This window comes from Nocardioides limicola, assembly GCF_016827675.1.
GTDB classification, from domain to species: Bacteria; Actinomycetota; Actinomycetes; order Propionibacteriales; family Nocardioidaceae; genus Nocardioides; species Nocardioides limicola.
The window spans coordinates 657,354-671,745 of record NZ_JAERJA010000001.1 but is presented as its reverse complement, the minus strand read 5'-3'; the positions used below and the strand labels follow the sequence as shown (position 1 = coordinate 671,745).

Here is a 14,392-nt window from a genome sequence, read left to right as displayed (position 1 = left end):
CGTCGTGAAGCGAATCGTGGGTGTTGCCGTGGCCGGACTGGTCGCCGGGTTGCTGCAGGCGGTGGCGGCCCCGGCGGCGGTCGCCGAGGGGCCGTTGCCGGTCTGCACCGGGGGTGGCCCACGCCCGTGCGTGGAGCAGGTGCTGCGCAACGGCGCTGCGCTGTCGGGTGGGTTCGGCTGGTTCGCGAACGCCACCGGCGGCTCGGCGAAGGAGATCTCCTTCAATGCCACCCTCAACGACGCCCACGACCTCGGTGCCGGCTCGCTGAGTGACACCTGGTCGGTCACCCTGGACGTCGGCACCTGGATGTCGCCCAGAGTGGTGCACGGCAAGGGCCGCAACGTCAAGATCAACCGACTCGGCGGCGGCCGGGTGCAGGTGCTGGTGCAACCGGTCAGTGTCTCCGGACAGTGCGACGGCAGTGGCCACTGCTGGGAGCACTGGGTGCCCACCGATCCCAGCGACAACAACATCGAATGGGCCGGGCTGCTGGACCTGCGGATCAGCGACTTCGCGCAGTGGACCGAGGTCGCTCAGCAGAGTTCCTTCGACGGCATGCACTACCTGACCAATGTCGCCCACACGTATCTACCGCCCCAGGTCGTGGCGTTGGCGGACGGCAGCCAGGCGCTGCGGATCGAGATGGAGAACCGCCGCTACCGGGAGAACAACACCCTGGTCCGCGGCGCCGCCGAACTGCGGATCCCACACGCGTTCCTGCGGCAGGTGTACGACGTTCCCGACCCAGCCACCATGACCGGGGCAGGGCTCGCCGTCGGCGGTGTCGGTATCGGTGGCTACAGCGTCACCCAGGATCCGGCCGGGGGAGCGCTGCTGGTGCGGCTCAGCGACATCACCTTCCCCAGCCTCTACGGGACGCCGCCGGCTCGCGCCGCCGCGGAGACCAGGACGTTCACCAACGCACGGTCCACCTCGGTACGACGGGCCACCGTGCGCCTGGGCGTCATCACACCGACCCGGCCGAAGCGGATCCGCGCCAACCGGGTGGCGCCCGGACGGGGCGTGGTGCGCGTCGGCACTCCCAGCAAGGCCCGCGGCGCCAAGGTGCGGGGCTACCGGGCCCGGTGCCGGGCGGTCGGCAGCACGCACGTGCGCAAGGCGCGCTCCTCGACCCGGCGGATCGTGGTGCGCCAACTCCGGCCCGGAGTCGCCTACCGGTGCCACGTCCGGGCGCTGTCGGCGGCCGGGCCGAGCCGGTGGAGCGTGAAGGCGGCCCGGATGCCGGCCCGACCCTGACCGATCCGGCGCGCGGTCAGCTCTTGCGACCGCGGGTGGGCTTGGTGGGCTGGGTGCCGGCGAGATGGAAGAACGGCCCGGTGACCTTCTCCAGCGCCTTGACGGCCTCGGCCTGTCGCTCGGCGAGTTCGGCGACGATGCCGGACAGCTCGGACTGAGCATCGGCGAACTTCGCGACCGTCTCGGCGAGTTCACGTTGCCGGACGATGAAGTCCTGCAGCGGCTGCGCGGTGGCACCCGCCAGGCCGCTGATCGAGCCGGCCAGCCCGGCGACGGCGCCGCTGAGTTCGGCGATCTGGGTGATCAGCTCCTCGGGCGCCGTCACCCCGGTCACGGCGGTCTCCTTGACGGTGCGCAGCGTGTCGCTGGCGAGCTTGAGGGCGAGGTGTTGCGACTTCGCCAGGAGCTCGAACGGGTTCTCTGCCATGGGCAGAGCCTGACAGATCCGCGGCGTTCTGCCTACGCCTCTTCCGGGGGTGCCCGTCGGTTGCCGGAGGCGGGGGTGCATGGGCCGACCGACCGTCAGGTCCGATTCCCGCCAGCATCGAGACCCTCGACCGCCACAATGGAGTCGTGACCACGCCCCTGGACCCGCTCGCCTGTCATGCCGCGGTGCGCAGCCGTGACCGGCGCTTCGACGGGGTCTTCTACACCGGCGTCCGGACCACCGGGATCTACTGCCGCCCGTCGTGTCCGGCTCGGACGCCGTCGCTGGCCAACGTCACCTTCCTGCCGACGGCAGCGGCAGCCCAACGGGCCGGCTTCCGGGCCTGCAAGCGGTGCCTGCCCGACGCCACCCCGGGCAGCCCCGAGTGGGACCTGCACGCCGACGTCGCCGGCCGGGCGATGCGGATGATCGCCGACGGAGTGGTGGACCGGGACGGAGTGCCTGGGCTGGCCCGCCGACTCGGGTACACGCCTCGGCACACGAGCCGGATCCTGCAACGCGAACTCGGGGCCGGCCCACTCGCCCTGGCTCGGGCGCGCCGGGCCGAGTCGGCGCGCGCCCTGATCGAGGCCGGCGACCTGCCGCTGGCCGATGTCGCCTTCGCTGCAGGGTTCAGCAGCATCCGTCAGTTCAACGCCACCTTCCGCGAGGTCTACGCGACCAACCCCGGCGACCTGCGTCGTACCGCGGCATCGGGCAGCGGGAGGCTGCACCTGCGGATCCCCGTCCGCACCCCCTACGACGGTGGCGCGCTGCTCGCATTCCTGGCGACCAGGGCCGTGCCTGGAGTCGAGTACGTCGAGGGCAGCCGCTACGCGCGCACGCTGCGGTTGCCGCACGGCACCGGGACCGTCGTCGTGGACCTGGCCGACCCCGCCGGTCAGGTCCCGGCGTCGTTCCGGCTCGACGACCTGCGCGACGTCGGTGCCGCAGTCGAGCGGGTACGACGCCTCCTCGACGCCGATGCCGACCCGCTCGCGGTGCTGGAACGGTTGAGCGAGGACCCGGCACTCGCCCCGCACCTGCGCCCTGGTCTGCGGGTGCCCGGCCACGTGGACGGGGACGAGCTCGCTGCCCGCGCAGTCCTCGGCCAACAGGTCACCGTCGCCGCGGCTCGCCGGCTGGCAGCCGAGTTGGTGCTCGCCGTCGACGACCGACTGCCCGAGCCCGACGGGCAGCTCACCCACCTCTTCCCGAGCGCGGCCGCGATCGCCGGGCACCGCAGTGAGCGGATGCCCCGGGCACGGGCGGCCGCGCTGTCGGGGCTGTGCGCCGCGCTCGCCGACGGCACGGTGGCCCTGGACCGCAGCCGCGACCGCGCCCGGACACGCGCCGATCTGCTGGCCCTGCCCGGCATCGGCCCCTGGACCGCGGACTACATCGCGATGCGGGCGTTGGGGGACCCCGACGTGCTGCTGACCGGCGACGCCGGCACCCGCCGCGCCCTGGCTGGCCTCACCGACCCCCACCCCGACCGCTGGCGGCCCTGGCGGTCATACGCTCAACTGACCCTGTGGCAGCTCCTGACCGAAGAGGCACCCGATGTGGACCCTGACTGACTCCCCGATCGGGGAGCTGCGGATCGTCGAACACCGCGGCTCGATCGTGGCCATCGACTTCCCGCCGCACCGGCCGCTGCCCGACGGACGGCCGTTGGGGGACCGCGCCGACGACCACCCGCTGTTGGCCGAGGCGGCCCGGCAACTCACGGCGTACTTCGCGAAGGAACTGCGCGACTTCGACCTGCCGCTGGCGCCGCGAGGCACCGAGTTCCAACAGCGGGTCTGGGCGGAACTGCTCAGGATCGGGTACGGCGAGACCGCCAGCTACGGCGAGGTCGCCCAGCGTCTCGGGATGACCGCCGCCGCCTCGCGGGCGGTCGGGTTGGCCAACAGCAAGAACCCGATCGCGATCGTGATCGGCTGCCACCGGGTGATCGGTGCGGACGGGTCGCTCACCGGCTACGCAGGCGGCACCGATCGCAAACAGTTCCTGCTCGGCCAGGAGCAGGACGCCTTGTTCTGAGATCGCGGCGTGGCACCGTCCGGGCGGCCACGAGCGCGGTTAGCGTGACGCGTGAGATGTCGGTGCTGCACGCCCCGCTGACCAAGCTCCAGGTCCGCGTCGAAGGGTCCAGTCGGGAGTTCGTCGAGCCGTCCGCACGGCTCGGCCGGTTGGCGTTCCGCCGCACCGAAGAAGGCTGGATCCTGCTCGACATGGGTGTCCAGGGGGGACTCTTCCTGGACGGCTGCCGGGTGGAACGGCTGGCCATCCCTGCCGGACGGAGCGTCACCATCGGCGTCGGCGAGCCGGGTGGACCGTCGCTGGAGCTCGAGGTGTGCGACGACACGCCCCCGGCACCCGCACCCCCGCCCGCGGTGCTGATCGCTGACGACGTCAGCGTGCTCAGCCCGGACGGCCGGACCCTCGTCGACCGGGCCCGGTTCGGTCTGGCGGCCGGCAGCCTGACCGCCGTCATCGGGCCGTCCGGAGCCGGCAAGTCGACGCTGCTGCGGGTGCTGTCGGGCCAGACGGCCCCCGATCGCGGCCGGGTGCGGTGGGCCGGACACGACCTGGTCGCGGACCGGGACCGGCTGCGGTCCCGGATCGGTGTCGTGCCCCAGGACGACATCCTGCATCCGCAACTCACCGTGCAGCAGGGGCTCGAGTACGCCGCCCTGCTGCGACTCCCGGGGCAGACCACGGAGCTGGAGCGGGCGCTGACCGTGGACGCGGTGGTCGACCGGATGGGACTCACCGCCCACCGACACCAACGGATCGGCACCGAACTCTCCGGCGGTCAGCGCAAGCGGGTCTCCATCGCCACCGAACTGCTCACCGCACCGCCGCTGTTGATCCTCGACGAGCCGACCTCCGGCCTCGACCCGGGGTTGGACCTGGCGGTGATGCAACAGCTGCACGGCCTCGCCGAGGAGGGCCGGGTGGTGGTCGTGGCCACGCACTCGTTGCTCGGCCTCGAGGTCTGCGACACCGTGGTGGTGCTGGGTCGCGGTGGACGGGTGCTGTACGTCGGACCCCCCGACGGCCTGCTGGCGGCCTTCGGGTGCGTCGACCATCCCGAACTCTTCACGGCCCTGGAGTCAGACCTGGCGCCGGTCACCGCGCTGCCCACCCCGGTCGCCACCCCCGCACCCCCGGAGCCGCTCCCGGAGCCACCGAGCCACTCCGGACCACGCCAGTTCGCCACCTTGGTCCGGCGCAACCTCGCCGTGATCCGAGCGGACCGGTTCGGTCTGGCGCTGATGATGCTGATGCCGCTGCTCCTGGCGGGCCTGAGCCGGGTGGTCCAAGGGGACGCCGGTCTGTCGTTGGCCGCCACCCGGATCGCCGGGCAGGGGGTCGACGCCGCCGAGGCTGGGCAACGGCTCACGGTGCTGATCGTCGCGGCCGCCCTGATCGGGATGGCGATGACGGTGCGGGAGCTGGTCAAGGAGCGGGCCGTGCTGCGCCGGGAGTACGCCGTGGGCCTCTCGCCGGGGCTCTACTTCGCCAGCAAGGTGCTGGTGCTGGCCACGATCTGTGCGCTGCAGGGAGCGGTGGTGACCTGGCTCGCCCTGGTCGGCCTGCCGGGACCCGACCGTGGCGGGATCCTCGGCTGGGGGCACCTGGAGGTCGCCGTGCCGATCGGGGCACTGGCCGCCGCCACGGCGGTGATCGGGTTGACGGTCTCGGCGCTGGTGCGGTCGGTGGAGCAGACGATGCCCAGCCTGGTGGCGGTGGTGATGGCGCAACTGGTGCTCTCCGGAGCGCTGGTGCAGGTGCTGGGTCGACCCGTGCTGGAGCAGGTGGCCTGGTTGGCTCCGGCGCGGTGGGCGCACGCCGCAGCCGCGGCCAGTGTCAATCTTGAGCGGGCCAAGCGGCGGGTCGTCGGCGCCGAGCCCGATCCGCTCTACGAGGCGACGCTGTCGCAGTGGGGGACCAACCTGGCCGTGCTGGCGCTGCTCGCCCTGGTGATCGGCCTGGTCGGCCTACGCGCCGTACGCCGGGGTCTCTGAGCGTTACTCGGAGGCGGCGCGGCGCAGGGACTCGCTGAGGCGATCCGCCGCAGCCATCACGGCCGGCGCATGCATCCGGCCGGGTTGGCGGGACAACCGCTCCAACGGCCCGGAGACCGAGACCGCGGCGATCACCTTGCCGGAGGGGGAGCGGACCGGGGCGCTGACCGAGGCCACGCCCTGCTCCCGTTCGCCGATCGACTGGGCCCAGCCCCGTCGCCGGATCCCGGAGAGGGCGGTGGCCGAGAAGGCGGCGTTCTGCAGGCCGCGGTGCATCCGCTCCGGGTCCTCCCAGGCGAGCAGCACCTGGGCGGCGGAGCCGGCGCGCATCGTCAACTGGGAGCCGACCGGGATGGTGTCCCGCAGGCCGCTGGGGCGCTCCGCGGCCGCGACGCAGACCCGGTGCTCGCCCTGACGACGCCACAACTGCGCGGACTCGCCGGTGATGTCCCGGAGCCGGGCCAACACCGGTCCGGCGGCAGCGAGCAGTCGGTCCTCACCGGCGGCGGCGGAGAGCTCGGAGAGTCGGGGGCCGAGCACGAACCTGCCCTGCATGTCACGGGCCACCAACCGGTGGTGCTCGAGTGCGACCGCGAGGCGGTGAGCGGTCGGTCGGGCCAGCCCGGTGCCGGCCACCAGGCCGGCCAGAGTGGCCGGGCCGGCCTCGAGTGCGCTGAGCACCAAGGCGGCTTTGTCCAGAACTCCGACTCCGCTACTGTTGTCCATATGGCAATACTGCCGTCTCAGATCATGGGATGCAAGCGGTAGGCTGTGTGACCTGGCGAACTCGCCGCACAAGGCAGCGCCTGACAAGGGAACCCAGGGGAGCGGCGTACCCGTCGATCACCCCGTTCAGCAGTGGAGGTGTCATGGGCCGGACATTGGCCGAGAAGGTCTGGGACGAGCATGTCGTCCGCGAAGGTGACGGAGAGCCGTCGCTGCTCTACATCGACCTCCACCTGATCCATGAGGTCACGTCCCCGCAGGCCTTCGACGGGCTGCGGCTCGCCGGGCGCACGGTGCGGCGCCCCGACCTCACCCTGGCCACCGAGGACCACAACGTCCCCACCCTGGACTGGGACAAGCCGATCGCGGACCCGGTGTCGAAGACCCAGGTCGACACCCTGCGGAGGAACGCCGAGGAGTTCGGGGTCCGGTTGCACCCGCTCGGTGACGTCGAGCAGGGCATCGTGCACGTCGTCGGTCCGCAGTTGGGGCTGACCCAGCCCGGGATGACCATCGTCTGCGGTGACAGCCACACCTCCACCCACGGAGCCTTCGGGGCGATCGCCTTCGGCATCGGCACCTCCGAGGTCGAGCACGTGCTGGCCACCCAGACCCTGCCGCAGGCCAAGCCGAAGACGATGGCGGTCACCGTGACCGGCAGCCTGCCCGAAGGTGTCACCTCCAAGGACCTGATCCTCACCCTGATCGCCAAGACCGGCACCGGTGGTGGTCAGGGTTACATCGTCGAGTACCGCGGCGACGCGATCCGCGAGCTCTCCATGGAGGGCCGGATGACGATCTGCAACATGAGCATCGAGTGGGGTGCGAAGGCCGGACTGATCGCGCCCGACGAGACGACGTTCGCCTACATCAAGGACAAGCCGGAGGCACCCCAGGGAGCCGACTGGGACGCCGCGGTCGCGCACTGGCGGACGCTGGTCACCGACGACGACGCCACCTACGACGCCGAGATCGTGCTGGACGCTTCGGAGGTCACTCCCTTCGTCACCTGGGGCACCAACCCCGGGCAGGGTGTTCCGCTGGGAGCCGCAGTGCCTGCGCCGACGGAGTTCGCCGACGCCGACGAGCGGTTCGCCGCCGAGAAGGCGCTGGAATACATGGGTCTCACCGCCGGCACCCCGATGCGGGACGTCAAGGTGGACACGGTCTTCGTCGGCTCCTGCACCAACGGCCGGATCGAGGACCTGCGGCTCGCGGCCTCCATCCTCGAAGGCCACCAGGTCGCCGCGGACACCCGACTGCTGGTGGTGCCCGGCTCCGTCCGGGTCCGGATGCAGGCCGAGGCCGAAGGCCTGGACAAGGTCTTCATCGAGGCCGGCGCCGAATGGCGAGGCGCAGGCTGTTCGATGTGCCTGGGCATGAACCCCGACCAGTTGGCGCCCGGCGAGCGCAGCGCCTCCACCTCGAACCGCAACTTCGAGGGTCGGCAGGGCAAGGGTGGTCGCACCCACCTCGTCTCGGTGCCGGTGGCTGCGGCCACCGCGATCCGCGGCACCCTGTCCTCGCCCGCCGACCTCTGACACGCGGCTACTCGATCACCGAAAGGACTCCCGATGGAGAAGTTCACCCGGCACACCGGAGTCGGCGTCCCGCTGCGGCGCAGCAACGTCGACACCGACCAGATCATCCCGGCCGTCTATCTCAAGCGAGTGACCCGGACCGGTTTCGAGGACGGGCTCTTCGCCGCCTGGCGCAACGACCCGGACTTCGTCCTCAACAAGCCGGAGTACGCCGCAGGCTCGGTGCTGGTCGCCGGCCCCGACTTCGGCACCGGATCGTCGCGTGAGCACGCCGTGTGGGCGTTGCAGAACTATGGCTTCAAGGTGGTCCTCTCGGCCCGCTTCGCCGATATCTTCCGCGGCAACTCCGGCAAGGCCGGCCTGGTCGCCGGACAGGTCGACGAGTCCATCATCGAGCAACTGTGGGCTCACCTGGAGTCGAACCCGGGCGCTGAAGTGACCGTCGACCTGGAGACCCGGACCGTGACGGCCGGTGACATCGAGGCAGATTTCGCGATCGACGACTACACCCGGTGGCGGCTGCTCGAAGGGCTCGACGACATCGGCATCACCCTGGGACACGCGGATGCGATCACCGAGTTCGAAGCGGGCAGGCCTGCCTGGAAGCCTGTGACGCAGTAGTCGCCGTCCTCACCGTGGGTGGGTTTCCCCTTGCCTACAAGGGGAAACCCACCCACGGTGCTTTCGTCGCCGGCCCGTTCGCCACCATCCCGGCATGCTCGACACTGAACCCACCCATGGAAAAAACCCAAGAAAATAGGGCTTTGGTGATTGTGGTGGCGTTCACTCTTACCTAGCGTGCAGTTTCAAGAAGGTCGAGCGCAGGCTCGGCAACCGAGGTTCATTGAAGGGAAGACAGTGAACAAGACCCAGCTCATCGACGCGCTAGCAGCGCGTTACGAGGGGAACCGAAAGGCCGCCGCGCACGCGCTCGAGTCCGTGCTGGACACGATCACCCGCGAACTGGCCAAGGGCGAGAAGGTCGCCATCACGGGCTTCGGCTCGTTCGAGAAGCGAGTCCGTGATGCTCGCTGGGTGCGCAACCCGCGCACCGGTGAACGAATGAAGGCCAAGAAGACCGCGGTGCCCAAGTTCACCGCCGGTGCCGAACTCAAGGCCTACCTGTCTGGAGCCAAGAAGCTGCCGAAGCTGACCATCCCACCGGTCCCGCCTGCTGCCGCCCGGGCAGCGGAAGCAGCGGCGAAGCCGGCCAGGGCGGCTGCAGCAGCAGCCAAGAAGGCCACCAAGAAGGCGCCTGCCAAGAAGGCGCCTGCCAAGAAGGCACCGGCGAAGAAGGCACCGGCGAAGAAGGCGCCTGCCAAGAAGGCGCCCGCGAAGAAGGCGCCCGCGAAGAAGGCGCCCGCGAAGAAGGCGCCCGCGAAGAAGGCGCCCGCGAAGAAGGCGCCTGCCAAGAAGGCGCCTGCCAAGAAGGCGCCTGCCAAGAAGGCACCGGCCAAGAAGGCACCTGCCAAGAAGGCGCCTGCCAAGAAGGCGCCCGCGAAGAAGGCACCGGCCAAGAAGGCCTGAGCAACGGTCCGACTCCGGACCGCACCATCGCACGGACCGTGATCTCGTGAGATCACGGTCCGTGTGCGTTTCAGAGCGGCTCTGAGAACATCCGCGCAGTGTGCACCCCGACGCCCAGCACCAGGGCATCCTGCAGCGCGGCCGGATCATCGACGTCACGACGCAGGGTCCGCAGCACCCCGGCGACCTCGGTGGCGCCACCCGCCAGGTGCCGCGAGCGCGAGTCCGGTCCGAACGAGGGACGGAAGTCGTCGAGAGGCGCGGCGTACATGGTGGTTCCGACACCATCGGCGTCGGCGACGAAACTCGGGGACGACGTGCCCAACGCAAGGTCCAGATCCTCGGGCAGCAGCGCCGGGAGATCGGCACACAGAGCCACCGGAACCGTCCCCGGCCACCGTCGCTGTGCCTCGATGGCCGCCTGTGCCAAGGTGCCGTTCAGGTCGCCGGCGACCCCGTCGGGAATGGTCGCGAAGCCGCGCACGCTGAACTCGGCCGCGAACCGGTGATCGTCGGTGACGACCAGCACCGCCTGCACCGAGGACGCTGCTCGAGCCGCCATCGCGGTGTCCAGAGCGAAGGCACGAGCCAACTCACTCCGGCGCACGCCGAGCACCCCGTCGAGGCGCGACTTGCCGATCGAGACGGGTTTCACAGGGAGGAGGATCACGTGTCCTGGCGTGGTCATCGGCGACGATCCTGCCAGACTCCAGTAGCCTGCCTGTGGCCCATCCCACAGCCGGGGCGGGACCACGAGGACACTCAGGAGACACGGTGACGACCCGACGGCGGACTCAGCGGCGTGGCTGGGCGTTCACGCTGGGTGTCGCCATCATCAAGCCCACGTTGCTGTTGTTCACCCGTCGCGAATGGATCGGCGGCGAGAAACTCCCGGCCACCGGGGGCCACATCATCGTGCTGAACCACATCTCGCACATCGACCCGCTGCTCTCCGCCCACCTGCTCTACGACCACGGTCGGCTGCCGCGCTACCTGGCCAAGGCGAACCTGTTCCAGAACAAGGCGTTGGCCACCTTCCTCACCGCGGCCGGCCAGATCCCGGTGCAACGACTCACCGTGGACGCGGTCGGCGCCTACGACGCAGCAGTCGCCGCGGTCAACGCCGGTGAATGTGTGGTCGTCTATCCCGAGGGGACTCTCACCAGGGATCCCGACCTGTGGCCGATGCGAGGCAAGACCGGTGCCGCCCGGATCGCCCTGGCCACCGGCTGCCCCGTCATCCCGGTGGGTCACTGGGGAGCCCAGGAGATCCTCGCTCCCTACGCCAGCAGGCCGCACCTGCTGCCGCGCCGCACCGTCCGCATGCTGGTGGGCGACCCCGTCGACCTGGCCGACCTGACCGGGACAGAGATCACCGCCGACCAGGTGACCGAGGCCACCGGCCGGATCATGGACGCCCTGACCGAACTGGTCGAGGAACTGCGGTCCGCGCCCGCTCCCGCCGAGCGGTTCGACCCCGTCGCACACGGGGTGCGCATCATCGGCAACCCGTACAAGGAGGCCAAACAGCCCGGCCGGATCGCCAGGATCCGAGCCAGGGTTGCGGCCTCACTCAGTTCACGGAAGGGTGGACAGCAATGAGCAAGGTGGCAGTCTTCGGATCAGGATCGTGGGGCACCGCCTTCTCGATCGTGCTCGCCGATGCCGGCAACGACGTGACGATCTGGGGGCGCCGCGAAGAGGCCTGTGCCCGGATCAACGAACGCCGCGAGAACAGCGACTACCTCCCCGGCATCGCCCTGCCGCCGACCATCCGGGCCACCCACGAGCCCGACCGGGCGCTGGCCGACGCCGACGTGGTCGTGTTCGCGGTGCCGTCACAGTCGTTCCGCAGCAACCTCACCGAGTGGCGAGGGCTGATCCCGTCGGACGCGGTGATGGTGTCGCTGATGAAGGGCATCGAGCTCGGCAGCATCAAGCGGATGAGTCAGGTCATCGCCGAGGTCACCGACGCCTCCCCGGATCGGATCGCCGTGGTCAGCGGCCCGAACCTGGCCAAGGAGATCGCCCGCCGCGAGCCGGCCGCCTCGGTGGTCGCCTGCGAGGACGAGGATGTCGCCCGGCGCCTGCAGAACCTCTGTCACACGCCCGCGTTCCGGCCCTACAGCAGCGTCGACGTGCTCGGCTGCGAGGTGGGCGGCGCCTACAAGAACGTGGTCGCCCTCTGCGTCGGGATGGCGGTCGGACTGGGCTTCGGCGACAACGCCACCGCGTCGCTGATCACCCGGGGCCTGGCGGAGACGGCACGACTTGCCATGGCCCGCGGCGCCAACCCGCTCACCTTGATGGGGCTGGCCGGGCTCGGCGACCTGGTCGCCACCTGTTCGTCGCCGCTGTCGCGGAACCGCACCTTCGGCGAGAAGCTCGGCGCCGGCATGACCACCGAGGAGATCTACGCCTCCACCAACCAGGTCGCCGAGGGTGCGAAGTCCTGCTCGTCACTGCTGGCGATGGCTCAGGACACCGGCGTGGACGCCCCGATCGCCGAGGCCGTCGAGGCGGTGGTGAGCGGGCAGATGACCTCGACCGACATGATGCAGGCCTTCATCTCCCGAAGCACCAAGGCTGAGACCGACTAGCCTTCAGCCGACCAGGTCGTCGAGGGCCGGTGCCAGGTCGTCCCACAGGTCCTCGACATCCTCGATCCCGACCGACATCCGCACCAGACCATCGGGGATCGTGGCCGGCTCGGTCTTCCACCGTCGCCGCCGCTCGAAGGTGGACTCGACCCCGCCCAGGCTGGTGGCATGCACCCACAGTCGGGTCTTGTGGGTCAACAGGTCGCCGGCCAACGCACCCCCGCTCAACACGATCGAGACGATGCCGCCGAACCCCGGGTAGCGCACCTCGGCGACCGCGGGGTGGGCGCGCAGCCGGTCGACCAGGGTGCGGGCGTTCTCCTCGGCGCGATCCAGTCGCAGGTGCAGGGTGCGCAACCCGCGCAGCGCCAGCCACGCCTCCAGCGTCCCCGGCACCGCGCCGATCAGATCCCGACGCCCCTTGAGTACGCCGTACAGCTCCTCGTCCCTGGTCAGCACCGCCCCCATCAGCACGTCGCTGTGCCCGGAGAGGTACTTCGTCGCCGAGTGCACCACCAGATCCACCCCGTCATCGAGGGGCCGCTGCCGGAGCGGGGTGGCGAAGGTGTTGTCGACCACCACGTAGGCGCCGGCCTCGTGCGCCGCAGCCCGGATCGTGGGGATGTCGGCCACCTCCAGCGCGGGGTTGGTGGGGGACTCCAGCCACACCAGCGCCGCATCGGTGCACGCCGCCACCACCTCGTCGGTGTCGGTGACGTCGACGAGACGTGCCTGCAGGCGACCACGGGCCTCGAGGTCCGCCAGTTGCATCACGGTGCCGTTGTAGGCATGTCGAGGGGCCACCACCACGGCATCGGTGCCGACCAGGTCGAGCACCGTGGAGACGGCCGCCAGTCCCGACGCGAACGTCAGGCACCGACCGCCCTCGAGTTCGCCGAGCGCCTCCTCGAACGCAGCCCAGGTCGGATTCCCGTAGCGGCCGTACTCCAGGTCGCCGCCGGCGACATAGGTCGACGCCATCGTCAGGGGAGTGTTCAGGGGCTGGTCGGGCTCCGCAGCCGGACGGCCGGCATGGACGGCCGCAGTGGCCGGACGACGTGACGAATCGGACATGTGCCCAGCGTAGGGCGAACCGCCGCGGGGGGCCGGGGACAGGTAGGGTCAACGCCGATGAACGAGCACAGCGACGTCCCCGACGAGCACCCGCGCCGACCCCGGGTGGCCGTCGTGTTCGGTGGCCGGTCCAGCGAGCACACCATCTCCTGCGTGACCGCCGGGAGCGTGCTGGCCGCGATCGACCCGAACGCCTACGAGGTGATCCCGATCGGCATCGCCACCGATGGGCGCTGGGTATGGGAGAGCGGCGACGTGGAGCGCCTCCAGATCACCGATCCCGAGGCGCTGCCCCAGGTCGACGCCACTCGACCAGGAGTCACCCTGAGCCAAGGCGCCCAGGGCACCTCCCTGGTGGTCTCCGAGCCGGGCAGCCCGCCGCGGGTGCTCGGTGACGTCGACGTGGTCTTCCCGCTGCTGCACGGCCCATGGGGCGAGGACGGCACCCTGCAAGGGCTGTTGGAGATGGCCGGCGTCCGCTACGTCGGCGCCGGCGTGCTCACCTCGGCCGTCTGCATGGACAAGGCGTTCATGAAGGTCGCGCTCGCTGCCGCCGACATCCCGGTGATGCCCTCGGAGACCGTCACCCGGGCCGAGTGGCTGCGCGACCCGGAGCGGGTCGCCGAGCGGGCCGCATCGATCGGCTACCCGCTGTTCGTCAAACCCGCCCGCGGCGGCTCCAGCATCGGCATCTCGAAGGTCCATCACGCCGGCGAACTGGCCGAGGCGATCGAGGAGGCCCAGCGCTGGGACCCGAAGGTGCTGGTCGAGGCCTTCGCCGCCGGGGCCCGCGAGATCGAATGCGGGGTGATCGGCAACCCCGATGGCGCACCGGAGGTCAGCCTCCCCGCCGAGATCCGGATCGGCGGCGACCACGAGTTCTACGACTTCGCGGCCAAGTACCTCCCCGAGGAGCACACCCGACTCGACGTCCCTGCCGTACTGGAGCCGGCCACCGTCAAGGCCATGCAGGACCTGGCGGCCCGCGCGTTCACGGCCACCGACGGCGAGGGACTGGCGCGGGTGGACTTCTTCGTGTTCCCCGACGGCTCGCTGGTCGTCAACGAGGTCAACACGATGCCCGGCTTCACCCCGACGTCGATGTTCCCGCGGATGTGGGCGGCCACCGGCCTGCCCTACCCGGCGCTGGTGGATCGGCTGATCCGGCTGGCCCTGGACCGGGACACCGGGCTGCGCTGAGC

General features: G+C 70.7%; 14 protein-coding genes. 10 read left to right on the top strand and 4 right to left on the bottom strand.

Features of this window, described 5'->3' with window-relative positions; all coding sequences use genetic code 11:
• Positions 1-4 precede the first annotated feature (4 nt).
• On the top strand, positions 5-1,258 hold the full coding sequence (locus JKG67_RS19005) for a fibronectin type III domain-containing protein (RefSeq protein WP_203335783.1): 1,254 nt from the start codon (positions 5-7) through the stop codon (positions 1,256-1,258).
• Between the two features lie 16 nt (positions 1,259-1,274).
• Here JKG67_RS19005 and JKG67_RS03235 read toward each other — a convergent pair whose 3' ends face one another.
• Complete coding sequence (locus JKG67_RS03235; protein ID WP_203335782.1) at positions 1,275-1,685, bottom strand: hypothetical protein; 411 nt, start codon at positions 1,683-1,685, stop codon at positions 1,275-1,277.
• 146 nt (positions 1,686-1,831) lie between these two features.
• On the opposite strand from JKG67_RS03235, the gene JKG67_RS03230 reads away from it, so the two are divergent.
• Genes JKG67_RS03230 through JKG67_RS03220 form a run of 3 tightly spaced genes read left to right on the top strand, consistent with a single transcriptional unit; the run spans position 1,832 to position 5,722 of the window.
• The gene (locus JKG67_RS03230) at positions 1,832-3,265 is read left to right on the top strand and encodes an AlkA N-terminal domain-containing protein (protein WP_203335781.1); all 1,434 of its coding nucleotides are present in this window, start codon (positions 1,832-1,834) and stop codon (positions 3,263-3,265) included.
• Complete coding sequence (locus JKG67_RS03225) at positions 3,249-3,731, top strand: methylated-DNA--[protein]-cysteine S-methyltransferase (RefSeq protein ID WP_203335780.1); 483 nt, start codon at positions 3,249-3,251, stop codon at positions 3,729-3,731. The genes JKG67_RS03230 and JKG67_RS03225 overlap by 17 nt, the downstream gene beginning before the upstream one ends.
• Before the next feature lie 44 nt (positions 3,732-3,775).
• Positions 3,776-5,722, top strand: a complete 1,947-nt coding sequence (locus JKG67_RS03220; RefSeq protein ID WP_203335779.1) for an ABC transporter ATP-binding protein/permease — start codon at positions 3,776-3,778, stop codon at positions 5,720-5,722.
• Between the two features lie 3 nt (positions 5,723-5,725).
• On the opposite strand, the gene JKG67_RS03215 is transcribed toward JKG67_RS03220, so the two are convergent.
• The gene (locus JKG67_RS03215) at positions 5,726-6,448 is read right to left on the bottom strand and encodes an IclR family transcriptional regulator (RefSeq protein ID WP_203335778.1); all 723 of its coding nucleotides are present in this window, start codon (positions 6,446-6,448) and stop codon (positions 5,726-5,728) included.
• 143 nt (positions 6,449-6,591) lie between these two features.
• Between JKG67_RS03215 and leuC the strand changes: the two genes are divergently transcribed.
• The 3 genes from leuC (at position 6,592) to JKG67_RS03200 (ending at position 9,516) form a co-directional block, all read left to right on the top strand.
• Positions 6,592-7,989: a 3-isopropylmalate dehydratase large subunit gene (gene leuC / locus JKG67_RS03210; RefSeq protein WP_203335777.1), complete on the top strand. Its 1,398-nt coding sequence runs from the start codon at positions 6,592-6,594 to the stop codon at positions 7,987-7,989.
• Positions 7,990-8,022: 33 nt separating this feature from the next.
• Entirely contained in the window at positions 8,023-8,610 is a 588-nt protein-coding gene (gene leuD, locus JKG67_RS03205) for a 3-isopropylmalate dehydratase small subunit (protein ID WP_203335776.1), read from the top strand.
• 237 nt (positions 8,611-8,847) lie between these two features.
• Positions 8,848-9,516, top strand: coding sequence for an HU family DNA-binding protein (locus JKG67_RS03200; RefSeq protein WP_203335775.1), 669 nt, complete (start codon positions 8,848-8,850; stop codon positions 9,514-9,516).
• 70 nt (positions 9,517-9,586) lie between these two features.
• Here the strand turns inward: JKG67_RS03200 and cofC are convergent, their stop codons facing one another.
• On the bottom strand, positions 9,587-10,204 hold the full coding sequence (gene cofC / locus JKG67_RS03195) for a 2-phospho-L-lactate guanylyltransferase (RefSeq protein WP_203335774.1): 618 nt from the start codon (positions 10,202-10,204) through the stop codon (positions 9,587-9,589).
• An 86-nt stretch (positions 10,205-10,290) separates the two neighbouring features.
• On the opposite strand from cofC, the gene JKG67_RS03190 reads away from it, so the two are divergent.
• Together JKG67_RS03190 and JKG67_RS03185 are read left to right on the top strand one after the other, a co-directional pair.
• Entirely contained in the window at positions 10,291-11,118 is an 828-nt protein-coding gene (locus JKG67_RS03190; RefSeq protein WP_203335773.1) for a lysophospholipid acyltransferase family protein, read from the top strand.
• On the top strand, positions 11,115-12,116 hold the full coding sequence (locus JKG67_RS03185; RefSeq protein ID WP_203335772.1) for an NAD(P)H-dependent glycerol-3-phosphate dehydrogenase: 1,002 nt from the start codon (positions 11,115-11,117) through the stop codon (positions 12,114-12,116). Before JKG67_RS03190 ends, JKG67_RS03185 begins: the two co-directional genes overlap by 4 nt.
• Before the next feature lie 3 nt (positions 12,117-12,119).
• Here JKG67_RS03185 and JKG67_RS03180 read toward each other — a convergent pair whose 3' ends face one another.
• Positions 12,120-13,190: a trans-sulfuration enzyme family protein gene (locus JKG67_RS03180; RefSeq protein WP_203335771.1), complete on the bottom strand. Its 1,071-nt coding sequence runs from the start codon at positions 13,188-13,190 to the stop codon at positions 12,120-12,122.
• A gap of 57 nt (positions 13,191-13,247) precedes the next feature.
• Here JKG67_RS03180 and JKG67_RS03175 point away from each other — a divergent pair, with 57 nt between their 5' ends.
• Positions 13,248-14,390, top strand: coding sequence for a D-alanine--D-alanine ligase family protein (locus JKG67_RS03175; protein ID WP_203335770.1), 1,143 nt, complete (start codon positions 13,248-13,250; stop codon positions 14,388-14,390).
• Positions 14,391-14,392 lie beyond the last annotated feature (2 nt).

Bases quoted from the DNA above. Each gene is read 5' to 3' on its own strand.
- JKG67_RS03235 (WP_203335782.1), bottom strand. From the start codon at position 1,685: ATGGCAGAGAACCCGTTCGAGCTCCTGGCGAAGTCGCAACACCTCGCC.
- JKG67_RS03225 (WP_203335780.1), top strand. From the start codon at position 3,249: ATGTGGACCCTGACTGACTCCCCGATCGGGGAGCTGCGGATCGTCGAA.
- JKG67_RS03215 (WP_203335778.1), bottom strand. From the start codon at position 6,448: ATGGACAACAGTAGCGGAGTCGGAGTTCTGGACAAAGCCGCCTTGGTG.
- leuC (WP_203335777.1), top strand. From the start codon at position 6,592: ATGGGCCGGACATTGGCCGAGAAGGTCTGGGACGAGCATGTCGTCCGC.
- leuD (WP_203335776.1), top strand. From the start codon at position 8,023: ATGGAGAAGTTCACCCGGCACACCGGAGTCGGCGTCCCGCTGCGGCGC.
- cofC (WP_203335774.1), bottom strand. From the start codon at position 10,204: ATGACCACGCCAGGACACGTGATCCTCCTCCCTGTGAAACCCGTCTCG.
- JKG67_RS03185 (WP_203335772.1), top strand. From the start codon at position 11,115: ATGAGCAAGGTGGCAGTCTTCGGATCAGGATCGTGGGGCACCGCCTTC.
- JKG67_RS03180 (WP_203335771.1), bottom strand. From the start codon at position 13,190: ATGTCCGATTCGTCACGTCGTCCGGCCACTGCGGCCGTCCATGCCGGC.
- JKG67_RS03175 (WP_203335770.1), top strand. From the start codon at position 13,248: ATGAACGAGCACAGCGACGTCCCCGACGAGCACCCGCGCCGACCCCGG.